Origin of the sequence: Pseudomonas viridiflava, from assembly GCF_003702045.1 — a bacterium.
In the GTDB taxonomy this organism is placed as follows: domain Bacteria; phylum Pseudomonadota; class Gammaproteobacteria; order Pseudomonadales; family Pseudomonadaceae; genus Aquipseudomonas; species Aquipseudomonas viridiflava_C.
This window is the reverse complement of sequence record NZ_RBTP01000011.1, coordinates 111,697-134,571: the sequence shown is the minus strand read 5'-3', so window position 1 is coordinate 134,571 and position 22,875 is coordinate 111,697. Positions and strand designations below refer to the sequence as shown.

General features: G+C 60.9%; 22 protein-coding genes and 1 riboswitch. Of the genes, 17 read left to right on the top strand and 5 right to left on the bottom strand.

Annotated features, from left to right (window positions below):
• Positions 1 to 113 precede the first annotated feature (113 nt).
• From cysM to ALP40_RS02080, 5 genes are all read left to right on the top strand, one after another.
• The gene (cysM, locus tag ALP40_RS02100; RefSeq protein ID WP_122206641.1) at positions 114 to 1,016 is read left to right on the top strand and encodes a cysteine synthase CysM; all 903 of its coding nucleotides are present in this window, start codon (positions 114 to 116) and stop codon (positions 1,014 to 1,016) included.
• A complete protein-coding gene (gene rlmD, locus ALP40_RS02095; protein ID WP_122206640.1) occupies positions 1,016 to 2,371 on the top strand; it encodes a 23S rRNA (uracil(1939)-C(5))-methyltransferase RlmD in 1,356 nt (451 codons plus the stop codon). Before cysM ends, rlmD begins: the two co-directional genes overlap by 1 nt.
• 157 nt (positions 2,372 to 2,528) lie before the next feature.
• Positions 2,529 to 4,772, top strand: coding sequence for a GTP diphosphokinase (relA, locus tag ALP40_RS02090; RefSeq protein ID WP_122206639.1), 2,244 nt, complete (start codon positions 2,529 to 2,531; stop codon positions 4,770 to 4,772).
• A 74-nt stretch (positions 4,773 to 4,846) separates the two neighbouring features.
• Positions 4,847 to 5,680, top strand: coding sequence for a nucleoside triphosphate pyrophosphohydrolase (gene mazG, locus ALP40_RS02085; RefSeq protein ID WP_122206638.1), 834 nt, complete (start codon positions 4,847 to 4,849; stop codon positions 5,678 to 5,680).
• A 26-nt stretch (positions 5,681 to 5,706) separates the two neighbouring features.
• Positions 5,707 to 6,249 carry a DUF2058 domain-containing protein gene (locus tag ALP40_RS02080; protein WP_122206637.1) on the top strand — a complete coding sequence of 181 codons (543 nt, stop codon included), beginning with the start codon at positions 5,707 to 5,709 and terminating at the stop codon, positions 6,247 to 6,249.
• Positions 6,250 to 6,316: 67 nt separating this feature from the next.
• Here ALP40_RS02080 and ALP40_RS02075 read toward each other — a convergent pair whose 3' ends face one another.
• The 4 genes from ALP40_RS02075 to purM all read right to left on the bottom strand — a co-directional run bounded on the left by ALP40_RS02075 (position 6,317) and on the right by purM (position 9,359).
• Positions 6,317 to 6,496, bottom strand: coding sequence for a hypothetical protein (locus ALP40_RS02075; RefSeq protein ID WP_004884170.1), 180 nt, complete (start codon positions 6,494 to 6,496; stop codon positions 6,317 to 6,319).
• A 432-nt stretch (positions 6,497 to 6,928) separates the two neighbouring features.
• Positions 6,929 to 7,642, bottom strand: a complete 714-nt coding sequence (locus tag ALP40_RS02070; protein WP_122206636.1) for a DUF3108 domain-containing protein — start codon at positions 7,640 to 7,642, stop codon at positions 6,929 to 6,931.
• Between the two features lie 8 nt (positions 7,643 to 7,650).
• Entirely contained in the window at positions 7,651 to 8,301 is a 651-nt protein-coding gene (gene purN, locus ALP40_RS02065) for a phosphoribosylglycinamide formyltransferase (protein WP_122206635.1), read from the bottom strand.
• Positions 8,301 to 9,359, bottom strand: a complete 1,059-nt coding sequence (gene purM / locus ALP40_RS02060; protein ID WP_024688952.1) for a phosphoribosylformylglycinamidine cyclo-ligase — start codon at positions 9,357 to 9,359, stop codon at positions 8,301 to 8,303. The genes purN and purM overlap by 1 nt, the downstream gene beginning before the upstream one ends.
• Positions 9,360 to 9,714: 355 nt before the next feature.
• On the opposite strand from purM, the gene ALP40_RS02050 reads away from it, so the two are divergent.
• The 6 genes from ALP40_RS02050 to ALP40_RS02025 all read left to right on the top strand — a co-directional run bounded on the left by ALP40_RS02050 (position 9,715) and on the right by ALP40_RS02025 (position 15,023).
• Entirely contained in the window at positions 9,715 to 10,794 is a 1,080-nt protein-coding gene (locus ALP40_RS02050) for a DUF2066 domain-containing protein (RefSeq protein ID WP_122206634.1), read from the top strand.
• 37 nt (positions 10,795 to 10,831) lie between these two features.
• Entirely contained in the window at positions 10,832 to 11,905 is a 1,074-nt protein-coding gene (locus ALP40_RS02045; protein WP_122206633.1) for an AI-2E family transporter, read from the top strand.
• Between the two features lie 217 nt (positions 11,906 to 12,122).
• Complete coding sequence (hda, locus tag ALP40_RS02040; protein WP_004884162.1) at positions 12,123 to 12,827, top strand: DnaA regulatory inactivator Hda; 705 nt, start codon at positions 12,123 to 12,125, stop codon at positions 12,825 to 12,827.
• The gene (locus ALP40_RS02035) at positions 12,821 to 13,585 is read left to right on the top strand and encodes an NAD-dependent deacylase (RefSeq protein ID WP_181114631.1); all 765 of its coding nucleotides are present in this window, start codon (positions 12,821 to 12,823) and stop codon (positions 13,583 to 13,585) included. Before hda ends, ALP40_RS02035 begins: the two co-directional genes overlap by 7 nt.
• Positions 13,586 to 13,660: 75 nt before the next feature.
• Positions 13,661 to 14,383, top strand: coding sequence for a C40 family peptidase (locus ALP40_RS02030; protein ID WP_147478287.1), 723 nt, complete (start codon positions 13,661 to 13,663; stop codon positions 14,381 to 14,383).
• Positions 14,384 to 14,477: 94 nt separating this feature from the next.
• Complete coding sequence (locus ALP40_RS02025; protein ID WP_122206631.1) at positions 14,478 to 15,023, top strand: C40 family peptidase; 546 nt, start codon at positions 14,478 to 14,480, stop codon at positions 15,021 to 15,023.
• Positions 15,024 to 15,138: 115 nt separating this feature from the next.
• Here the strand turns inward: ALP40_RS02025 and ALP40_RS02020 are convergent, their stop codons facing one another.
• Positions 15,139 to 16,467: a sorbosone dehydrogenase family protein gene (locus tag ALP40_RS02020; RefSeq protein WP_122206630.1), complete on the bottom strand. Its 1,329-nt coding sequence runs from the start codon at positions 16,465 to 16,467 to the stop codon at positions 15,139 to 15,141.
• Positions 16,468 to 16,626: 159 nt separating this feature from the next.
• A riboswitch (cobalamin riboswitch) is annotated at positions 16,627 to 16,843 on the top strand.
• 92 nt (positions 16,844 to 16,935) lie between these two features.
• On the opposite strand from ALP40_RS02020, the gene cobO reads away from it, so the two are divergent.
• The 6 genes from cobO to ALP40_RS01990 are packed head-to-tail and all read left to right on the top strand — an operon-like array spanning position 16,936 to position 22,874.
• On the top strand, positions 16,936 to 17,547 hold the full coding sequence (gene cobO, locus ALP40_RS02015) for a cob(I)yrinic acid a,c-diamide adenosyltransferase (RefSeq protein WP_122206629.1): 612 nt from the start codon (positions 16,936 to 16,938) through the stop codon (positions 17,545 to 17,547).
• Between the two features lie 25 nt (positions 17,548 to 17,572).
• Positions 17,573 to 18,868 carry a cobyrinate a,c-diamide synthase gene (locus tag ALP40_RS02010; RefSeq protein WP_122206628.1) on the top strand — a complete coding sequence of 432 codons (1,296 nt, stop codon included), beginning with the start codon at positions 17,573 to 17,575 and terminating at the stop codon, positions 18,866 to 18,868.
• Positions 18,865 to 19,515: a 5,6-dimethylbenzimidazole synthase gene (gene bluB / locus ALP40_RS02005; RefSeq protein WP_122206627.1), complete on the top strand. Its 651-nt coding sequence runs from the start codon at positions 18,865 to 18,867 to the stop codon at positions 19,513 to 19,515. Before ALP40_RS02010 ends, bluB begins: the two co-directional genes overlap by 4 nt.
• Entirely contained in the window at positions 19,512 to 20,420 is a 909-nt protein-coding gene (gene cbiB / locus ALP40_RS02000) for an adenosylcobinamide-phosphate synthase CbiB (RefSeq protein WP_122206626.1), read from the top strand. The genes bluB and cbiB overlap by 4 nt, the downstream gene beginning before the upstream one ends.
• Positions 20,413 to 21,414 carry a threonine-phosphate decarboxylase CobD gene (cobD, locus tag ALP40_RS01995; protein ID WP_122206625.1) on the top strand — a complete coding sequence of 334 codons (1,002 nt, stop codon included), beginning with the start codon at positions 20,413 to 20,415 and terminating at the stop codon, positions 21,412 to 21,414. Before cbiB ends, cobD begins: the two co-directional genes overlap by 8 nt.
• Entirely contained in the window at positions 21,414 to 22,874 is a 1,461-nt protein-coding gene (locus ALP40_RS01990; protein WP_122206624.1) for a cobyric acid synthase, read from the top strand. Before cobD ends, ALP40_RS01990 begins: the two co-directional genes overlap by 1 nt.
• Position 22,875: the final 1 nt, after the last annotated feature.

The window sequence follows — 22,875 nt, the reverse complement described above, 5'->3', positions numbered from 1 at the left end:
AAGGCAGGGGGGCACTTATATCTTTTGGTTATAGCGCGCGCACTTTGCGTGATATGGGGTTTGAGCGTTTGCCGTTATGATAGGCGCCCCGCAGTCTGGATTGCGAATACGCCATGACCTTGCAGTATCAAACCATTGCCGATTGCGTCGGCAACACCCCGCTGGTGCGTCTGCAACGCATGGCGGGTAACACCAGCAATACCCTCTTGTTGAAGCTTGAAGGTAACAACCCGGCTGGCTCGGTGAAAGACCGTCCCGCGCTGTCGATGATCACCCGTGCCGAACTTCGCGGCCAGATCAACGCCGGTGACACCCTGATCGAAGCCACTTCCGGCAATACCGGTATCGCGCTGGCGATGGCTGCGGCGATCAAGGGCTACCGCATGATCCTGATTATGCCGGACAACTCGAGCGCCGAGCGCAAGGCGGCGATGACCGCCTACGGTGCCGAACTCATTCTGGTCAGCAAGGAAGAGGGCATGGAAGGTGCCCGTGACCTTGCCGGGCGCATGCAGGCTGAAGGGCGCGGTAAAGTGCTGGACCAGTTCGCTAATGGCGATAATCCCGAGGCGCATTACACCTCCACCGGTCCGGAAATCTGGCGGCAGACGGGCGGCACTGTGTCCCATTTCGTCAGTTCGATGGGCACGACCGGCACCATCATGGGCACCTCGCGTTACCTCAAGGAGCAGAATCCCCAGGTGCAGATCGTCGGTTTGCAACCGATGGAAGGCGCGTCCATTCCCGGTATCCGCCGCTGGCCTTACGAGTACCTGCCGAAGATCTATCAGGCCGATCGCGTCGACCGCATCATCGACATGGGCCAGACCGAAGCCGAAGACACCATGCGCCGACTGGCGCGTGAAGAAGGTATTTTCTGCGGCGTGTCATCCGGTGGTTCGGTGGCGGGCATGCTGCGCATTTCCCGTGAGGTCGAAAACGCCGTGATCGTGGCAATCATCTGTGACCGAGGCGACCGTTACCTGTCGACTGGCATCTACGACGCGCCCAACTGATGGCCAAGCATGAGAGAGGATTGCGCTTCCAGCCTACCGGCGGCGTCAAGACCGTGCAGGTGCCCGTCGGCAAAAAACAGCGCCTGACCATCGAGCGCCTGTCGGATGACGGGCGCGGTATTGCGTTTCTTGAAGGTCGCACCTGGTTCGTTGCCGGCAGTCTGGCAGGCGAGGAGGTCGAAGCGCGCGTGCTCAATGCCCGCGGCAAGGTGGTCGAAGCACGCACTGAGCGGGTGTTTACCGCCAGCGATATGCGTCGTGCGCCCATGTGCAAGCACTTCGGGCGTTGTGGCGGTTGCAGCGTGCAACACGTGCCTCATGACGAACAGCTTGCCCTGAAACAGCGCATGCTTGCCGAGCAGTTGCTGCGGGTAGCCAATGTAGAACCGCAGGAGTGGGCAGCTCCGTTGAGCGGCTCCGAACTGGCCTACCGCAGGCGCGCCCGGGTCGCCGTACGCTGGGATGTGAAGGCCAAACGGCTGGACGTCGGCTTTCGGGCAACGGCCAGCCAGGACATTGTCGGCATCGACGAATGCCCAGTGCTGGTACAAGCCTTGCAACCGATCATGACGCAATTGCCCGCCATGCTGCGCAGCCTGAGCAAGCCTCAGGCGCTGGGGCATGTCGAGCTGTTCAGCGGGTCGGCCGTTGCGGTGTTGTTGCGTCACACCGCACCGCTGGCGGATGCTGATCTGGCTGTGCTCAATGCGTTCTGTGCAACGCACGACGCTCAGTTGTGGTTGCACGGCGAAGGTGATCCGCAGCCAGTGAGTCCCGATGATCAACTGGGCTATCGTCTGGAGCCTTGGGACTTGCAATTGGCATGGCGGCCAGGGGATTTCATTCAGGTCAACGCGGCGGTCAATACCGCGATGATCGAGCAGGCGCTCAAGTGGCTGGCACCTGCGGCCGATGAACGGGTCATGGATCTGTTCTGTGGCCTTGGCAACTTCGCTTTGCCGCTGGCCGCAAAGGCGAAGGAAGTGGTGGCGGTCGAGGGCGTTGCGACGATGGTCGAACGTGCGGGGGCAAACGCGGTGAGTAATGATCTGCATAATGTAGCGTTTTTTCAGGCAGATCTTTCGCAGCCGCTGACGAACGCGAGTTGGGCAGCCGAGGGGTTTTCTGCGGTACTCTTGGACCCGCCGCGCGACGGTGCATTTGAAGTGGTGCGCCAGATCCGTAAAACAGGCGCCCAGCGGTTGCTCTATGTGTCATGCAACCCGGCAACTTTGGCTCGCGACACGGTCGAACTGGTCAATCAGGGCTACCGACTGAAACGTGCCGGAATTCTCGATATGTTTCCTCAGACGGCGCATGTCGAGGCGATGGCTTTATTTGAAATGAGTAAGTGAGCAGCGGTTCATTGGATCGAATCAGCGGCTGACAGGGAATCTCATTTAATCCGACTGGCCCGCGAATGCCGGTCCTTGCTTGCCCGGCAAGTGGCATTCGCTCAGAAGGCTGGCGACTGATGGCGCTATTCATCGCGCCGTAGGGAAGGTAAGCAGCATGGTACAGGTGAGAGCGCACCAGCCGATAAACACAGACGGCAGTATCAACCTCGACGCATGGCTTGATCATATTGTCAGCGTCGACCTGGTCCTGGACCGGGACGTCATGAAAAAAGCCTGTGAGTTCGCCCGGCAAGCCGAGCATAACGACAAGGCACTGAAGAATCATTGGGCAGATGGCACGTCCAGTTTCCAGACCGGTCTGGAAATCGCGGAAATTCTGGCTGACCTCAAGCTGGATCAGGACTCGCTGGTGGCAGCGGTTATTTATCGGGGCGTGCGCGAAGGCGTCATTCCGCTGCCGGATGTCGAGCAGCAGTTTGGTGCAACGGTTGCCAAACTGATCGACGGCGTGCTGCGCATGGCCGCAATCAGCGCCAGTCTCAGCCCGCGCCAGTCGCTGGTGCTGGGCAGTCAGGCTCAGGTCGAGAACCTGCGCAAGATGCTGGTGGCGATGGTTGACGACGTGCGCGTCGCACTGATCAAGCTGGCCGAGCGTACCTGTGCGATTCGTGCGGTGAAGAACGCCGACGACGAAAAGCGTAACCGCGTGGCGCGGGAAGTCTTCGACATCTATGCACCGCTTGCCCACCGTCTGGGTATCGGGCACATCAAGTGGGAGCTGGAAGACCTGTCTTTCCGCTACCTGGAGCCTGATCAGTACAAGCAGATCGCCAAGCTGTTGCACGAGCGTCGTCTGGACCGTGAACGGTTCATCAGCGATGTCATGTCCCAGCTGGAAAACGAACTGCTGGCCACGGGCGTTACCGCCGATATCAGCGGCCGTGCCAAACACATCTATTCCATCTGGCGCAAAATGCAGCGCAAGGGCTTGGCGTTCAGCCAGATCTATGACGTGCGAGCGGTGCGCGTACTCGTCCCGGAAATGCGCGACTGCTACACAGCGCTGGGGATCGTGCACACCTTATGGCGGCACATTCCCAAGGAGTTCGACGACTACATCGCCAACCCCAAGGAAAACGGCTACCGCTCGCTGCACACCGCCGTCATCGGGCCGGAAGGCAAGGTGCTGGAAGTCCAGATTCGTACCCATTCCATGCACGAAGAGGCCGAACTAGGCGTTTGCGCGCATTGGCGTTACAAGGGCACGGACGTCAAATCCGGCTCCAACCATTACGAAGAGAAAATCTCCTGGCTGCGCCAGGTGCTGGAGTGGCACGAAGAGCTGGGTGATATCGGCGGGCTGGCCGACCAGTTGCGGGTCGATATCGAGCCGGACCGGGTTTACGTGTTCACGCCTGACGGCCATGCCATCGACCTGCCCAAGGGCGCGACGCCGCTGGATTTCGCCTATCGGGTACACACCGAGATCGGCCACAACTGCCGTGGCGCGAAGATCAACGGCCGGATCGTGCCCCTCAACTACAGCCTGCAGACTGGTGAGCAGGTCGAGATCATCACCAGCAAGCACGGCACGCCGAGTCGCGACTGGCTGAACTCGAACCTGGGCTACATCACCACGTCCAGGGCGCGAGCCAAGATCGTTCACTGGTTCAAGTTGCAGGCCCGCGATCAGAACGTCGCCGCCGGCAGAACCCTGCTCGAGCGTGAGCTGGGGCGTCTGGCGCTGCCGCAAGTCGATTTCGACAAGCTGGCCGACAAGGCCAATCACAAGACCGCCGACGACATGTTCGCGGCGCTCGGTGCTGGCGATCTGCGTCTGGCGCAACTGGTCAATCTGGCTCAGCAGCAGGTCGAGCCAGACCGCATGAATGAACAGCTGGAACTGATCCCGCGTAAGGCCACGGGCTACAAGCCGGGCAAGCGCGGCGATATTCAGATCCAGGGCGTGGGCAACCTGATGACCCAGATGGCTGGCTGCTGCCAGCCGCTGCCGGGCGATGCCATCGTCGGTTACATCACCCAGGGTCGCGGGGTGAGCATTCACCGTCAGGACTGCGCCTCGGTGCTGCAACTGGGCGGGCGCGAGCCCGAGCGGATCATCCAGGTCAGTTGGGGGCCGGTGCCGGTACTTACCTATCCGGTGGACATCATCATCCGCGCTTACGACCGTTCCGGTCTGTTGCGTGACGTGACCCAGGTGCTGCTCAATGAGCGCATCAACGTGCTGGCGGTCAACACGCGTTCGAACAAGGAAGACAACACCGCGTTGATGTCGCTGACCATTGAGATCCCTGGGCTGGATGCGCTGGGTCGGTTGCTGGGGCGTATTTCCCAGTTGCCGAATATTATCGAGACGCGTCGTAACCGCACGCCGTGATCCCGGATTGCGCGCAGGCGCTCATTGTCCGGATCCGTCCGGCAGTGAGCGCGCTGCGTTAAAGAGAGTTTGCAATGCACACACTTCAAGACCTGCTCCACCTCATGGCCCGGCTGCGCGATCCGCAAGACGGTTGCCCCTGGGACCTGAAGCAGACCTACGCCACCATCGTACCGCACACGCTGGAGGAAGCTTACGAAGTGGCCGATGCCATTGAGCAGGGCGATTTCAGTCAGCTCAAGGGCGAGCTGGGCGACTTGCTGTTTCAGGTGGTCTTCTATGCTCATCTGGCCAAGGAAGAAGGGCGTTTTGAGTTCGACGGCGTGGTCGATGGCATCGTGCGCAAGCTGCTGCGTCGCCATCCGCATGTGTTTCCGACCGGCGAATTGTATGCGCCCGCTGAAACGCCGCGCCTGACGGACGAGGAGGTCAATCGGCGTTGGGACGAGATCAAGGCCCAGGAGCGCGCAGAACAATCGGCAGCGCCCGAGCAGTTGTCGCTGCTGGACGATGTGCCCCACGCCCTGCCTGCTCTGAGTCGTGCCACCAAGTTGCAAAAGCGTGCTGCACAGGTCGGCTTTGACTGGCCTGCCGCGTTGCCGGTGATCGACAAGGTCCGCGAAGAACTCGATGAAGTGCTCGAAGCGATGGTCGATAATGACGCCGATGGCATTGCCGAAGAAGTCGGTGATCTGTTGTTTTGTGTAGTCAATCTGGCGCGACACCTTAAAGTCGACCCGGAAACTGCGTTACGCTCGGCCAACAGCAAGTTCGACAGACGCTTCAGATTCATTGAACAGGCGTTGCGCCACCTCCAGCGACCCATCGAAGCGTGCAGTCTCGAAGAAATGGACGCGCTGTGGGGCGAAGCCAAACGTCAGGAAAAAAATGCACCCCGCTGCGGCTGAGTGGTTGCTTAAGAGAGAGAAAAGAGATGGCGGGTATTTCACTTCGCGACCAGTTGCTCAAGGCAGGCTTGGTCAATCAGAAGCAGGCCAAGCAGGTCAGCAAGGAAAAGCAGAAAGAGCAGCGTCTGGTCCACAAGGGACAGGCTCAGGCCGACGATTCCCAGAAGCGTGCGGCTCAGGAAGCGCTGGCCGAGAAGGTCAAGCGTGATCAGGAGCTCAATCGTCAGCAGCAGGAGAAGGTTGAGCAGAAAGCCCGCACCGCTCAGGTCAAGCAACTGATCGAGGCCTCGCGTCTGCCCAAGCTGACCACCGAGGACTACTACAACTTCGTCGACGACAAGAAGGTCAAGCGCATCTCGGTCAACGCACTGGTGCGCAACAAGCTCAGCAGCGGCTCGCTGGCCATCGTTCATCATGGCGGCGGTTATGAAATCATCCCGCGTGAAGCGGCGCTGAAGATTCAGGAACGCGACCCGCGCCGTGTCGTATTGCTCAATACGCCGACCGAAGCACCGGACGCAGATGACCCGTACGCGGCTTATCAGGTGCCTGACGACCTGATGTGGTAACGACCATCGTCCATAAAACAAAACCCGCCTTGAGCGGGTTTTGTTTATTCACGATTCTGAAATGGCGTCAGTGGTTGCCCTGACTTTCCAGTGCTTCCAGTTCTTCTTTATACCGGTACGCTTCGGATTCTATGTGAAACATGCCGACCAGTTGATCCTGTTGATGCACGTCCCAGATCTGAATGCCGTCGGCAACGGCTTCGTGAGAGAGGTGGGCGTCGTCGCGTTCAGTAACTCTGACAGTCATAGTAGTTAGCTCCTGACTTTGGCGGCCTTGATGGTTAGGCCTCTGGATACTGCGGCGATGTGTCGCAGGACTCTTTTATAGAATCTGTTAGCTGGCTAAGTAAATAGCCCGTACAGGTTCTCGTCTGTTCACAAAATGATCATCGCGCCACAACCCTCGGATGACGTGGCTTGCGGCCAAGTGACGGTTAAATGAAGGATTTTTCATGTGTCTTGTTGGCTGGTACAACTGCCATAAATGGTGTTGTTTGAGGGTGCGGACGCGGAGCGTCCTGAGAGGCATTACCATGCAGGAGCGTGGTAACGATCATAAATAATGCTCTGCGTGGACATGCATCCCGTGACGCTCTGCGTCACATGCACGGTCGCTGAACGCCAGGCAATAAAAAGCCCCGCATTGCGGGGCTCTCTGTACTGCGAACAGTCATGCCAATCAGCTGCCTTTGACAGCCTTGCCGTTGACCGTACCGTCCTGCAGCATAATGTTGTATTCCTTGCCGTCGGTTTCGACCTGCTGCAGGCGGACCAGCAGGTAGTCCCAGTCCTTGGCGAACCACAGCACGGTGATGCGTTTGCTTTGTGTCGGATCGCGTACGCGTTCGACCTTGATGGCGTCGACCTGACCAGCCTTGGTGTCGACTTTTTCCGAACCCAGCACGCGGAAGTCATAGGTATCGACTTCGTCACCATCGACCACCTGATAGCTCATGCTTTTCTTGCCGGCAGCAACGTCGTGCTGCAACGCGAGCTGGTAGGTGGACTTGTCGAGAATGCCACGGTTCAGCGGCAGCTTGATCGCGTCGCCGCGGTCGGTGCCGGTGATGAACTTGGTGTTCCAGTCGAAGACCAGATCGACCTTTTTGGATTTGCCCAAACCGCTACGCTCAAAGCTGTAGGTCTGCGGCAGCAGGGTGTCCTTGTCGACTTTAAGCGTGCTGACTTCGGACAGGCTGGCGATCATCATCGATGCCTTGAAGTTCAGGGTCCAGGTGCCGTTGGGGCCGGCTTCCAGGCTGCGTTCTGCCGTGCCGCTCATGGGCAGCTGTTTCCAGTCGGCGGTGTAGCTGGCGGAGAAGGGTTGAAGGTCTGCGGCCTGTACAGCGGGCAAGGCGAGCAGAGCGAAAGCGAAGAGCAGAGCGCGACGCATAGTATCTCCTAGTGTCGAATCAAATGGCCGGTGGCCGGGAGTGCCTGGCCATCCAGTAAGGCGCCTTCTCCACCCAGGCTCAGTCTGCCTTCGGCGAACCAGCGTATTGCCAGCGGGTAGATATGGTGCTCCTGGACGTGTACCCGTTGCGCAAGCGCGGCGGGTGTGTCGTGCAACTGTACCGAAATAACTGCCTGTACGACCAGTGGGCCGCCATCGAGTTCCTCGGTGACGAAGTGCACGCTGCAGCCATGCTCGGCGTCACCGGCGTCCAGAACACGCTTATGGGTGTGCAACCCCTTGTAGCGCGGTAGCAGGGAAGGGTGAATGTTGAGCAGGCGACCGTGGTAGTGACGCACGAATTCTGCGCTGAGGATGCGCATGAACCCGGCCAGTACCACCAGTTTCGGCTGAAAGGTGTCGATGAGCTCGACCAGCGCGGCATCGAAGGCTTCGCGACCTTCGTAGGCCTTGTGGTCCAGCACGCAGGCTTCGATGCCTGCGTCTCTGGCGCGTTGCAGGCCGAAGGCATCGTCACGGTTGGAGATGACAGCGCGGATGCGGACGGGGCTGGCCCCGTCCTTGAAACTGTCGATCATTGCTTGCAGGTTGCCGCCGGTGCCGGACAGCAGCACCACGACATCGCAGGGGGCTGACATCAATGCGCCTTGAGGTTTTTCAGCTCGACTTGCGCTGCACCTTCAGCGGCGGTGGCGATCTGGCCGATCACCCAAGGCTGCTCGCCTGCTTCACGCAGCACGTTCAACGCGGTTTCGACGTGCTCTTGCGCGACGCAGATCACCATGCCCACGCCGCAGTTCAGCACGCGGTGCATTTCGTTTTCTTCGACATTGCCCTGCTGCTGCAGCCAGTCGAACACGGCCGGACGCTGCCAGCTGGCGACATCGACCACGGCTTGTGCGCCCTGTGGCAGAACGCGCGGGATGTTGTCCAGCAGGCCACCGCCGGTGATGTGGGCCATCGCCTTGACGGCGCCGGTTTCCTTGATGAGCTTGAGCAAAGGCTTGACGTAGATGCGGGTCGGGGCCATCAGCAGCTCCGTCAGCGGCTTGCCATCCAGCTGGATGTTCTCGATGTCGGCACCGGCCACTTCAATGATCTTGCGGATCAGCGAGTAACCGTTGGAGTGCGGGCCGGAAGACGGCAGTGCCAGCAGCGCATCGCCAGCGGCAACCTTGGAGCCGTCGATGATTTCAGCCTTTTCGACCACGCCGACACAGAATCCGGCCAGATCGTAATCTTCGCCTTCGTACATGCCAGGCATTTCAGCGGTTTCGCCGCCGACCAGCGAGCAACCGGCCAGTTCGCAGCCCGCACCGATGCCGGTCACAACCTGAGCGGCGGTGTCGACGTTCAGTTTGCCGGTGGCGTAGTAGTCGAGGAAGAACAACGGCTCGGCACCGCAGACCACCAGGTCGTTGACGCACATGGCCACCAGGTCGATACCGATGCTGTCGTGCTTGTTCAGGTTCAGCGCCAGACGCAGCTTGGTGCCGACGCCATCGGTGCCGGACACCAGTACCGGTTGCTTGTAACCAGCCGGGATTTCGCAGAGGGCGCCGAAACCTCCCAGGCCGCCCATGACTTCCGGACGCTTGGTGCGCTTGGCCACGCTCTTGATGCGTTCGACCAATGCTTCACCGGCGTCGATGTCTACACCGGCGTCTTTGTAGCTCAGGGAGGGTTGCTTGCTCATAGAAAATCCAGGCCTTTAGGGGGGATTCGGAGGTATCGACCGCTGCGGAAGGGCCCGTTCAGCAACGCGCTGGTTGCGCAGTGCTATGTTGGGCCATCGCGATTGCCGGTCTGCGAAGGCGCGCGATTTTATCAGGCTTGCCCTCGGGGGGCCATCCTTGCGCAGACGGTAGGAGGAGGTTCTACTAAATAAACCTTGCGGCCTTGCCGTGCGCGAGTTCGGCTCAAGGCGTTTAGGGTGTACTTTAGGCGGGCATTGAATGATGAGTGGCCAATCGATGTCTCAAGGCACGTGCCACTCATGAATGCACCTCCTGAGACTGCTTTTTTTACTTTTTTCCGTTCGGGAACTGTCCATGCGTTTTTCCAGAATTCTTTTAGTCGGCTGCCTGTCCCTGTTCAGCCTGCCGACCTTTGCTGAAACAGTGAACAACCTTTATCAGGTTCGCGAGCCGGTCAACGGTCAATCGCCCGATGAGCGCACGCGTGCCACTCAGGCCGCCGTCGAAACCCTGGTGCTGCGTCTGACCGGCGACACCAAGGCCGCTCAAGGTTCGGCGCTGGCCGACTTGCGCAAGGACCCGCAGCAGATCATCAGCCAATACGGCTATGAAGCCGGCCCGCCCGAGACGTTGCTGGTGGATTTCGATCCGGCTACCACTGACCGGGCATTGCGTCAGGCCGGTTTGCCCATCTGGGGCAGCAATCGCCCGTCGATCCTGGGCTGGTGGCTGAATGATTCGGTCGAAGGCTCCAATCTCGTGGGCGACGGCCAGGCGGCCGCCGAGCCGTTGCGTCGTGCCGCTCAGCATCGTGGCTTGCCGTTGCGTTTGCCGCTGGCTGACTTGAGCGAGCAAGGCATCGGCACCGCCAAGACCCTTGAAGGCACTGATGCTGCGCCGCTCAAGCAAGCATCTGATCGTTATGGCGCCGATGCGATTCTGGCCGTTCATGCTCGGGAAGAGGCGGGCCAATGGCAAGGCAAGTGGAATCTGTGGCTGGGCGATCAGCGCGAGCAAGGCACCGCCACCGGCGCCAGCTCAGAAGCGCTGGCCGACGCTGTGCTGCTGTCGGTCAGCCAGCGCCTGGCACCGCGTTTCGTCGCCAGGCCGGGCGCGTCAACGGGCTTGCTCATGCAGGTTCAGGGCATGAACCTTGAGCGCTATGCGCAGTTGCTGCAATTGCTTGACCCCTTTGGCGTGCGGGTGACACTGGTTGAGGGTGATCGGGTGACGTTCGAAGTCAATGGCAGCGCCGATCAGCTCCGTTCACAGATGTCGCTGGCTAAACTTCAGGAAGTGCCGGCAAGTGAAGTGGCGCCGGTTACAGCGCCTGCACCTGCTGCGCCGGTCGATGCATCGGCGCCCGTCTCCACATCTGCGCCTGCTCCAATGACTGTTCCGGCGTCCGCGCCACAGCTGTATTTCCGCTGGTAATCCGGCCACGCATTTTTCACTGGGTTGAGAGACATTGATGACTGATACGCGACGTTGGTTCTGGATCGGCGGGCTTGCCCTGCTGGTTGCATTCGTGGTGTTGCTGCACACGATCCTCACCCCGTTCCTGGTGGCGCTGCTGTTGGCGTACATGGGAGATCCGTTGGTGGACCGTCTTGAGCGTGCCGGTATGTCTCGAACGCTGAGCGTGGTGGCGGTGTTCGGCCTGTTCACGCTGATCTTGATGGCGCTGCTGCTGATTCTGGTGCCGATGCTCGCCAAGCAGCTGTATCGCTTGTACGAGCTGGCCCCGCAGATGCTCGACTGGTTGCAGCACGCAGCATTGCCGTGGGTGCAGGCCAAGTTCGGACTGTCCGATGGCTTCTGGAAGTTCGACAAGATCAAGGCCGCGCTGTCCGAGCATATGGGGCAGGCGGGCGATATCGTTTCCATCGTCCTCTCCCAGGCGACGGCGTCGAGCCTGGCGCTGATCGGCTGGCTGACCAACCTGGTGCTGATTCCGGTGGTGTGTTTCTACCTGCTGCGTGACTGGGACGTGATGATGGGCAAAATCCGCGGCCTGCTGCCTCGTCAGCGCGAAGGGCAGATCGTCAAGTTGGCGGGCGAATGTCATGAGGTGCTGGGCGCGTTCATTCGCGGCCAGTTGCTGGTAATGGTCGGCCTGGGCGTGATCTACGCGGCCGGTCTGATGCTGGTGGGTCTGGAGCTTGGGCTGTTGATCGGCGTGATCGCAGGTCTGGCGGCAATTGTGCCTTACATGGGCTTCGTGATCGGGATTGGCGCGGCATTGATCGCAGGCCTGTTCCAGTTCGGTGGCGATTTGTACCCGATGCTGGGCATCGTCGCCGTCTTCATGGTCGGTCAGGCGCTGGAGGGCATGGTGCTCACGCCTTTGCTGGTGGGCGACCGCATCGGTCTGCATCCGGTGGCGGTGATCTTTGCGATCCTGGCCGGTGGCGAACTGTTCGGCTTTACCGGCATCCTGCTGGCCTTGCCGGTGGCAGCGGTGATCATGGTGCTGGTACGTCACGTCCACGACGTCTACAAAGACTCTGAGATCTACGCAGGCGCCGAAGACCCTGATTTATAAGCGCTTTTTTCCGTTGTGATGGTGGAGTTGTTTCCGGGTGCGCGCCGTGCCCGGAACGAGGTCCAAAATGGCGCTTATGCAAGGCCGCTTTACACGGCCAGACGCAAACCTTTGATTTTGCTTGGGGTCTGTCGCATTGTGCGACCAGCGTCACGGGTATAAACTTTGCGCACTTTACACAGAGGCCCTTGGCGGTTCGCTTGAACCGTTCGTCAGCATGAAACCGATTCAGCTGCCCCTGAGTGTGCGTCTGCGTGATGACGCCACTTTCGTCAATTACTATCCAGGCGCCAACGCCGCTGCACTCGGCTATGTCGAGCGGCTGTGCGAAGCCGACGCCGGATGGACCGAAAGCCTCATCTACCTGTGGGGCAAGGACGGGGTAGGGCGTACACATCTGTTGCAGGCAGCCTGCCTGCGTTTCGAGCAAATGGGCGAGCCTGCTGTGTATTTGCCGTTGGCCGAAGTCATCGATGAAGGCATCGAGCTGTTCGACCATCTGGAGCAGTACGAGCTGGTGTGTCTGGACGACCTGCAAGCGGTGGTCGGCAAGCCGGAGTGGGAAGAAGCCCTGTTTCATCTATTCAACCGTCTGCGCGACAGTGGGCGACGTCTGTTGATTGCCGCCTCCAAATCCCCTCGCGAACTGCCGGTCAAACTGCCAGATCTAAAGTCCCGCCTGACGATGGCGCTGGTGTTCCAGATGCGCGGTCTGTCCGATGAAGACAAACTGCGGGCGCTGCAACTGCGCGCCTCTCGACGCGGCCTGCACCTGACGGACGAAGTCGGGCATTTCATCCTCACCCGTGGCACCCGCAGCATGAGCGCGCTGTTCGAACTGCTGGAGCGCCTTGATCAGGCCTCCTTGCAGGAGAAGCGCAAGCTGACCATTCCCTTCCTTAAAGAGACGCTGGGGTGGTAGACGAAGCGTTGGTGATGCAAACCGCAGCTGCGTTGCGCCATGCCAAGCGAATTCTTATCATCACCGGCGCCGGTCTCTCGGCGGATTCGGGCCTGCCAACCTATCGTGGTATAGGCGGACTCTATAACGGCAAGACGGACGACGGGCTGCCTATCGAAGTCGCACTGTCCGGTCCCATGCTGCGGCGTGACCCTGCGCTGTGTTGGAAATACATCGCCCAGTTGGGCGCTGCCTGTCTGGGCGGCGAGCCGAACTCCGCGCATTACGCAATTGCTCAGTTGCAGCGCATCAAGCCTGAATGCTGGGTCCTGACCCAGAATGTGGATGGTTATCATCGGGCTGCAGGCAGTCCGCCTGAACGCCTGATCGAGATTCACGGCCACATGGCACCATTGTTTTGCCAGTCCTGTGGCGCAGAAGACCCTGAGTTGAGTGCGCATCTTCAACGTCCATTGCCTCCGTTGTGCTCAATATGTAGTGGCATATTGCGACCGTCCGTCGTTCTTTTTCAGGAAATGCTCCCCGAGCAGGCCCTGGAAACACTGTATGAACAACTGGCTATAGGCTATGACGCCGTGCTCACTGTCGGGACCACGGCAAGCTTCCCCTATATCCATGAACCGGTGATTCGAGCCCGGGTTTCCGGGGGTTTTACGGCCGAAATCAATCCTGAGACGACCGATCACAGCGCGCAAATGGACGTGTTCCTGAAGTGCCGAGCGGCACATGTCATGGAAAAACTCATAAGTCACATTTAGTTCGATTGAATTTGCAAATCGTTTTGATAGCGGGCATAGTCTCGCCTTCTTAACAGTTCAGCCACGGTCGTGCCCATGCTAGTTGTTCGCTTCGCACCCCTCGTGCCCCTCGCACTCGTTACGTTCCTGTTCGGTTGCTCGGCCAATATGCCGGTTGCACAGCAAGAACAGGTTCAGCCAAAGCCTCGTTATCAGAACACCGTCACTGCCCAATCGGCTGTCAATCGCGCCGATGCTGCAGCGCTCCAAGACGAACTGGCCACCGAAGACGAGCTGGCTCAGTTTGCCGATAACCAATCCTACAAACTGCCGGTTCTGGCCGACAGCATCCTGGAACGTGGCAAAGCGCTGATCGGTACTCGTTACCAGTTCGGCGGTACGTCGACGCGTTCGGGTTTCGATTGCAGCGGTTTCATCGGTTTCCTGTTTCGCGAAGAGGCTGGCATGAACCTGCCACGCTCCACTCGCGAAATGATCAACGTCGATGCTCCACTGGTATCGCGCAAGAACTTGAAGCCGGGTGATTTGCTGTTCTTCAGCACACGCGGTCGCGGTCGAGTCAGCCATGCAGCGATCTATGCGGGCAATGACCAGTTCATTCACTCCAGCAGCCGTCGCAGTGGCGGTGTGCGCATCGACAGCCTTGATGACGCCTACTGGAGCAAGACCTTCATCGAAGCCAAGCGTCCGCTGGCAATGGCACCCGGTGCTGTTGCGATGAAGACGTCAGACGTTGCCGCGCAGACAACGGCAATGACTTCGACTACAGTCAAGACCGCACCCAAACGCCGTAAGTAATTGAATTATGGAAAACGCAGACAGGCCGGTGGCCTGTCTGCGTTTTTGAGCTTCTCGGCAGCGTAAGCCGCATCCGGATCAGGTTGTTGTGGTTATGTCGATTGCTTTGCGCCTGATGGTCATTTCTCTGGCTGCGCTGCTTGGCGCTTGTGCCAGCGCTCCGCCGCCTCCTGCTTCGCCCCGGGTCGTTCAACGTCCGGTGGTGACCGCTCCCCCTCAGATTCTTTCCCAGGCTGCCGAAGACGTGCTGTTTCGCGCGCTCGGGTTGGTCGGTACGCCCTATCGCTGGGGCGGCAATACGCCGGATTCGGGTTTCGATTGCAGCGGTCTGATCGGCTATGTATATCGCGATGCGGCGGGCATTTCTCTGCCACGGTCAACGCGTGACATGGTGGTGATGGGCGCACCGAACGTGCGCCGCGAGCAGTTGCAATCAGGGGATCTGGTATTTTTCGCCACGTCGGGTGGCTCGCACGTGTCCCATGCGGGTATCTATGTGGGCGAAGGCCGCTTCGTGCATGCGCCTGCTACAGGCGGCACGGTCAAGCTGGACAGCCTCGACAAGCCGTATTGGCAGAAGGCCTACCTCAACGCCAAGCGCGTCATCCAGCCGCCGAACCTGGCGCAGAATCGTCCTTAACCCGTTTGATGCCATGTGATGCGGAGCGTCAAGTCAGCAGGCGATATCATTCCCACGCTCCTGCGTGGGAATGCCTCTCAGGACGTTCCGCGTCCGGTTTCGAAGGTCAAGCGGTCTACTGAGCCGCCTTCACCGACGTCACCCGCCAGATCTTGTTGCCCACGTCATCCGCCACCAGCAATCCGCCGCGTTGATCATTGACCACGCCGACCGGACGCCCCATTGCCTTTTCGTCACTGTTGAGGAAGCCGGTCAGCACATCGACGGGTGCGCCGTTGGGTTTACCGCCGCTGAAGGGGACGAATACCACTTTGTAGCCGCTGTGCGGTTTGCGGTTCCATGAGCCATGCTGGCCGATGAACACGCCTTCGTTGAAGGGTGCAGCCAGCGTCTTGCCGTCGGCGAAGACCAGGCCCAGCGAGGCGGTGTGCGGGCCAACGGCGTAGTCCGGGGAAATGGCCTTGGCGACCAGTGCCGGGTTCTGCGGTTTGACGCGCTCATCCACGTGCTGGCCATAGTAGCTGTACGGCCAGCCATAGAAGCCGCCGTCTTGCACCGATGTCACGTAATCGGGCACCAGATCGCTGCCAATCTCGTCACGCTCATTGACGGCTGTCCACAGCTTGCCGGTGGTGGGCTCCCAATCCATACCGTTGGGGTTGCGCAAGCCCGAAGCGAAAATGCGGTGGTTGCCGCTGGCGGCGTCAACTTCCCAGATCGCCGCACGGCCTTCTTCCTTATCCATGCCGTTCTCGCCCACATTGCTGTTGGAGCCGACGGTCACGTACAGCTTGCTGCCGTCCTTGCTGGCGATAACGTTCTTGGTCCAGTGGTGATTCAGCGTGCCACCCGGCAAATCCACAACCTTGGTGGGCTGGGCGCTGATCGACGTCTGGCCGGTTTCATACGGGAAGCTGATCAGGCGATCAGTGTCGGCCACGTACAGTTTGTTTCCCACCAGCGTCATGCCGAACGGCGAATTGAGGTTCTGCAGAAAGACGGTGCGGGTTTCGGCGACACCGTCTTTGTTGGTGTCACGCAGCAGGGTAATGCGGTTGGCGCTCGGCACGCCCGCGCCGGCGCGGCCCATGACTTTCTCCATGACCCAGCCACGGATGCCTTTGCCGTCGTCCGGTTTGGCCGGCGAATTGGTTTCCGCCACCAGCACGTCGCCGTTGGGCAGCACATACAGCCAGCGCGGGTGGTCCAGATGCTCGGCGAACGCGCCGACCTGAGTGCCTGGGGCTGCCACGGGCTTGGCGTCTTTTTCCCAGCCGACCGCCGGAGCGATGTTGACCGTCGGGACCAGTGTCTTGTTGGGCTCCGGCAGCTTTGGAGAAGGCCCCGTTCCATCCGAAACCTGCAGGGTAGAAGACTCGCCGCACGCCGCGAGGCCGCCTGCGACCAGAAGCAAAACGGCGTACTGTGGTCTGAGTTTGAACATGTGAATCTCCATCTCGAAAGGCTTTGTCCGGTAAGGGATAGAGACACCGGAGCGGCCGAGGTTCAATTGCGCACACGCATCGGGCCGCGCCAGGCAAGTGAATGGCCGCAATGCCATTGCGCAGCGGTGCCGATTGACGCTCCACCCCCAACCCTCTACCCTTCGCGGTTTGTTTCAGGTGCTCTGCAATCCTTTCGATTGGCAGGGTGAAACAGGGAAGCCGGTGAAGGTCACACGACCCCATTCCGGCGCTGCCCCCGCAACGGTAAATGAGTCAAGGCTGTGCATGACGCCACTGTGTTTTATATGGGAAGGCGCGCAGTCGGGTTTGCCCCGCTCATAAGCCCGGAGACCGGCCTGAAATAACCCAATGGCATCACGGAGGGTGATGCTCTGTGCAGGGCGTTGCCGTGCTGTCCAGTGCTGTCCTTCCGTCTGCTTTCGCGACCCCTCAAGCGGAGAGCCGAGATGAACGAATCCCCTGAACGCGACGAACGCCATCTGGCGCGCATGCAGCGCAAGAAAGCCGTGATGGACGAGCGCATCGCCAGCTCTCCCAATGAATGCGGCCTGCTCCTGGTGTTGACCGGCAATGGCAAGGGCAAGAGCAGCTCGGCCTTCGGCATGCTCGCGCGTGCGATGGGCCACGGCATTCAGTGTGGTGTGGTGCAGTTCATCAAGGGCCGCAATAGTACGGGCGAAGAGATGTTCTTCCGCCGTTTCCCCGAACAGGTCCGCTATCACGTGATGGGCGAGGGCTTTACCTGGGAAACCCAAGATCGTCAGCGTGATATCGCCGCCGCCGAATCCGCATGGGCCGTGACCCTGGAAATGCTCCGTGACCCGAGCATCGGCCTGGTGGTGCTTGATGAACTGAACATCGCCCTCAAGCACGGCTATCTGGACCTTGAGCACGTGCTGAGCGATCTGCAGGCCCGTCCGCCGATGCAGCATGTGGTCGTGACCGGCCGTGGTGCCAAACCCGAATTGATCGACCTGGCCGATACCGTTTCGGATATCGGCGTGGTCAAACACGCATTCCAGTCCGGTATTCGGGCACAAAAAGGTATCGAGCTGTGAGCCAGTCAGTCGTGAGCATTCGGTCATGAGAACCCCCAGGGATTGCCCGGCAGTATTGATCGCTGCGCCGGCCTCCGGTCAGGGCAAGACCACCGTTACCGCCGCACTGGCGCGCTTGCACCGCAATCAGGGGCGCAAGGTTCGGGTCTTCAAGTGCGGCCCCGATTTTCTGGATCCGATGATTCTGGAACGGGCGAGCGGGGCACCGGTGTTTCAACTGGACCTGTGGATGGTTGGCGCCGATGAAAGCCGTCGCCTGCTCTGGGAGGCTGCCGCCGAGGCGGACCTGATCCTGATCGAGGGCGTCATGGGGTTGTTCGACGGTACGCCATCCAGTGCCGATCTGGCGCGCCATTTCGGTGTGCCGGTGCTTGGCGTCATAGACGGCACGGCGATGGCCCAGACCTTTGGCGCCCTGGCGCTGGGGCTGGCGCGCTATCAGCCGGACCTGCCGTTTGCTGGCGTGCTGGCCAACCGCGTCGGCACAGTGCGCCATGCGCAGCTGCTGGAAAACAGCCTCACCGAAGGCCTGCGCTGGTACGGTGCGTTGTCGCGGGAAACCGGCTTCGAGCTGCCCAGTCGTCATCTTGGGCTGGTGCAGGCGGATGAGCTCAATGACCTTGATCTGCGTCTGGACATGGCTGCGGCCGCGCTCGCCAGTACGTGCGAAGTGGCCTTGCCGCCAGCGGTCACGTTCACCGCACCCGATCCGGTTCAGGTCGACCGTTTACTCGACGGCGTGCGCATTGCCGTCGCCCGCGACGGAGCGTTCGCCTTCACCTACGGCGCCAGTCTCGACCTGCTGCGCAACATGGGCGCGGAACTGACGTTCTTCTCGCCGATCCACGACAGCCATCTGCCGGACACTGACAGCCTTTACCTGCCGGGAGGCTACCCGGAGCTTCATCACGTCGCGCTGTCTGCCAACACCACGATGCTGGCCGACATCAGGGCACACCATGCAGCGGACAAACCGACACTGGCCGAGTGCGGCGGCATGCTGTATCTGCTCGATGCCCTGACTGACGTGGAGGGCGTGCGCGCCGAGCTGGTCGGCTTGCTGGCGGGTGAGGCGGCGATGCAGAAGCGGCTGGCGGCGCTGGCGTTGCAAGCCGTCGAGATGCCGGAAGGCGAGTTGCGCGGTCACACCTATCACCACTCCCTGACCACCACCGAATTGCAGCCGATTGCCCGCGGTGTCAGCCCCAACGGCGGGCGCGGTGCCGAGGCGGTTTATCGTGACGGTCGCCTGACGGCTTCATACGTACATTTCTACTTCCCGTCCTGCCCGCAGGCCATTGCAGCCCTGTTCAAGCCATGACCGACCATGCGTTCAATGAACAAGAGCGGGCAGCGGTGTATCGCGCCATCGCCGAGCGCCGCGACATGCGGCACTTTGCAGGTGGCAGCGTCGCGCCCGAGCTGTTGGCCCGATTGCTGGAGGCCGCGCATCAGGCACCCAGCGTCGGTCTGATGCAGCCGTGGCGCTTCATTCGGATCAGCGACCCTGCCTTGCGCCAAAAGATGAAAGCGCAGGTTGAACAAGAGCGGATTCGTACCGCCGAGGCACTGGGCGAGCGCACCGATGAGTTCATGAAACTCAAGGTCGAAGGCATCAACGACTGCGCCGAGGTGCTGGTCGCTGCGTTGATGGAAGGTCGCGAACAGCACATCTTCGGTCGTCGTACGCTGCCGGAAATGGACATGGCGTCGCTGTCTTGTGCCATCCAGAACCTGTGGCTGGCCGCGCGCGCCGAAGGACTGGGCATGGGCTGGGTGTCGCTGTTCGACCCCGATGCACTGGCGCAACTGCTGGGTATGCCCGGAGGGGCCAAGCCGCTGGCGATTCTCTGTCTGGGGCCAGTTAATGCGTTTTATCCTGCACCGATGCTGGTGCTGGAAGGCTGGGCGCAAGCGCGTCCGCTGAATGAACTGCTGTATGAGAATCAATGGGGAGTGAGTCAATGAGTGTGGCGCTGTTGAGCGTTGCCGGGGTCGCGCTGGATGCGCTGCTCGGCGAGCCGAAACGCTCCCATCCGCTGGTGGCGTTCGGGCGCTTTGCCAATCGCCTGGAGCAGCGTTTCAACAGCGGTGGTCGAGGTTGGCGCAGTCACGGCGTCACGGCCTGGTTCGTGGCCGTGATACCGCTGACGCTGCTGGCCACGTTACTGAGTTGGGCGCCGTTCGTGGGCTGGCTGGTCGAGATTCTGGCCCTGTACTGCGCGTTGGGCATGCGCAGCCTGGGTGAGCATGTTCAGCCCGTGGCTCAGGCCCTGCGCAGCGATGATCTGGAGGGGGCGCGACGCCGGGTGGGTTACCTGGTCAGCCGCCAGACCAGCGAACTGGATGCCACCGAAGTGGCCCGCGCCGCAACCGAGTCTGTGCTGGAAAACGGCAGCGACGCCATCTTCGCTGCGCTGTTCTGGTTTGTCGTGGCCGGTGTGCCGGGTGTGGTGCTCTATCGGTTGAGCAATACGCTCGATGCGATGTGGGGCTATCGCAACGAACGCTTCGAGCGTTTCGGCTGGGCGGCGGCAAAGATTGATGACGTGCTCAATTACATTCCTGCGCGTCTGGTGGCGCTGACCTATGCGCTGCTGGGCAAGACCCGACTGGCGCTGCGCTGCTGGCGGACTCAGGCACCGGCCTGGGACAGTCCCAATGCAGGGCCTGTAATGGCGGCCGGTGCAGGTGCCTTGGGTGTCGAGTTGGGCGGCGCAGCCATCTATCACGGCGAACTGCATCAGCGCCCGCAACTGGGCGAGGGTGTACCGGCCGACGCCGATTCAATCGACCGTGGCTGGGAGCTGGTGCAGCGCGGGGTGTGGCTGTGGCTGCTGGTGCTGTGCATCGGGACTGAATTCTATGCTTGAGCACGGTGGACGGTTGCGCGCAGCGGCGCAGCGCTACGGTATCAATCAGGCTGACTGGCTGGATCTTTCCACCGGCATTGCGCCGTGGTCATGGCCGGTGCCTGCCATTCCCGTCAGCGCCTGGGCGCGTTTGCCCGAAACCGACGACGGGCTTGAAGCCGCCGCCTGCGCCTATTACGGGGTGTCGCGACTATTGCCGGTGCCGGGCTCACAGGCGGCGATTCAAGCCTTGCCGCGTGTGCGCAGCGCAGGCCGGGTCGGTGTGCTGTCGCCTTGCTACGCCGAACATGCCCACGCCTGGCGCAAGAGTGGTTTCGTGGTGCGCGAGGTCGGCGAGCATGAAGTGGACTACTTCCTCGACAGCCTCGACGTACTCTTGGTGGTCAATCCCAACAACCCCACAGGGCTGCACCTGAGCGCCGAGCGTTTGCTGGGCTGGCATGCGCGGTTGGCGGAGCGGGGCGGCTGGCTGGTGGTGGACGAGGCCTTCATGGATAACACGCCCGACATGAGCCTGGCCGCCGAAACCTGGCGCATCGGTCTGGTGGTGCTGCGCTCGTTCGGCAAGTTTTTCGGCCTGGCCGGGGTCAGGCTTGGCTTTGTGCTGGCCGAACCCGGTTTGCTCAGGCTGCTGGCCCATGAGATCGGTCCGTGGGCGGTGAGTGGGCCGACACGCATTCTGGGCCAAGTGTGCCTGAATGATCGAGAAGGTCAGGCGCAACAGCGTCTGCGTACCGATCAGGCGCGAGATCGTTTGGTGTCACTGCTCGAACTATACGACTTTGCTCCAACGGGCGGCTGTGCGCTGTTTCAATGGCGGGTCACCCCAGAAGCGCGTGCGCTCTACGAATTCTGTGCCCGTCGTGGCGTGTTGCTGCGCCTGTTTGAAGGTCAGACGCCTGAGGTGTCCAGCCTGCGTTTCGGCCTGCCCGCTGAAGAGACTGACTGGCGACGTCTGCACACTGTCCTGTTTGAATACCGCAAGGAATCCTGATGGCCACGTTGATGGTACAAGGCACTACCTCCGATGCTGGCAAGAGCACGCTGGTGACGGCGCTGTGTCGCTGGCTGACGCGACAGGGTGTCAAGGTGGTGCCGTTCAAGCCACAGAACATGGCGCTCAACAGCGCCGTGACGGACGACGGCGGCGAAATCGGCCGTGCTCAGGCGGTGCAGGCTCAGGCCTGTTTCCTGAAGCCGCACACCGACATGAATCCGGTGCTGCTCAAACCCAATAGTGACACCGGCGCGCAGGTCATCATCCACGGCCGTGCGGTCACCACCATGAACGCGGTGGCGTATCACGGCTACAAAGAGATCGCCATGCGTGCGGTGCTGGAGTCCCATGAGCGGTTGGGGCAACACTATCCGGTGATCATGGTCGAAGGTGCAGGCTCGCCCGCCGAGATCAACCTGCGCGCCAATGACATCGCCAATATGGGCTTTGCCGAAGCCGTCGACTGCCCCGTGCTGCTGATCGCCGACATCAACCGTGGCGGGGTTTTCGCGCATCTGGTGGGCACTCTGGAATTGCTGTCACCCAGCGAGCAGGCGCGGGTCAAGGGTTTCATCATCAACCGCTTTCGCGGCGACATTGCCTTGCTGCAACCGGGCCTGGACTGGCTGGAGGCGCGTACCGGCAAGCCGGTGGTCGGCGTGCTGCCTTACGTGATGGACCTGCATCTGGAAGCCGAAGACGGTCTTGATCAGCGTCAGACCGACAAGGTCGAGCAGGTCCTGAACGTGGTGGTGCCGGTGCTGCCACGCATCAGCAACCATACCGATTTCGATCCGTTGCGCCTGCACCCGCAGGTCAACCTGCAATTCATCGGTCCCGGGCAGGCGATACCGTCTGCGGACCTGATCATCCTGCCCGGCTCGAAAAGCGTGCGCAGCGACCTGGCTTATCTGCGTGCCAATGGCTGGGAAGGCGCGATCCAGCGGCACCTGCGTTATGGCGGCAAGTTGATGGGGATCTGCGGCGGATTGCAAATGCTCGGCGAGCAGATGCACGACCCGCTGGGGCTGGAAGGCGCGGCGGGTTCCAGCCCCGGCCTTGGTTTGCTGGCCATGAGCACAGTGCTGGAATCCGAGAAACAATTGCGTAACGTGCGTGGCCGTCTAACGCTGGAAGACGCCGACGTCAGTGGCTACGAGATCCATGCCGGTGTCACTACGGGCGCAGCGTTGGAGCAGGCCGCCGTCCGGTTGGACGACGGCCGTTGCGATGGCGCGCAGAGCGCCGATGGGCAGATTCTCGGCACTTACCTGCACGGCCTGTTCGAGTCGCCTGCCGCGTGCAGCGCCCTGTTACGTTGGGCCGGTCTTCGCGATGTGCAACAAGTCGATTACCACGCCCTGCGCGAGCGCGACATTGAGCGTCTGGCCGATCTGGTGGAAAAGCACCTGGACGGCACGTTGTTGCGTCAACTGTGCGGCCTGGAGGCGAACTGAA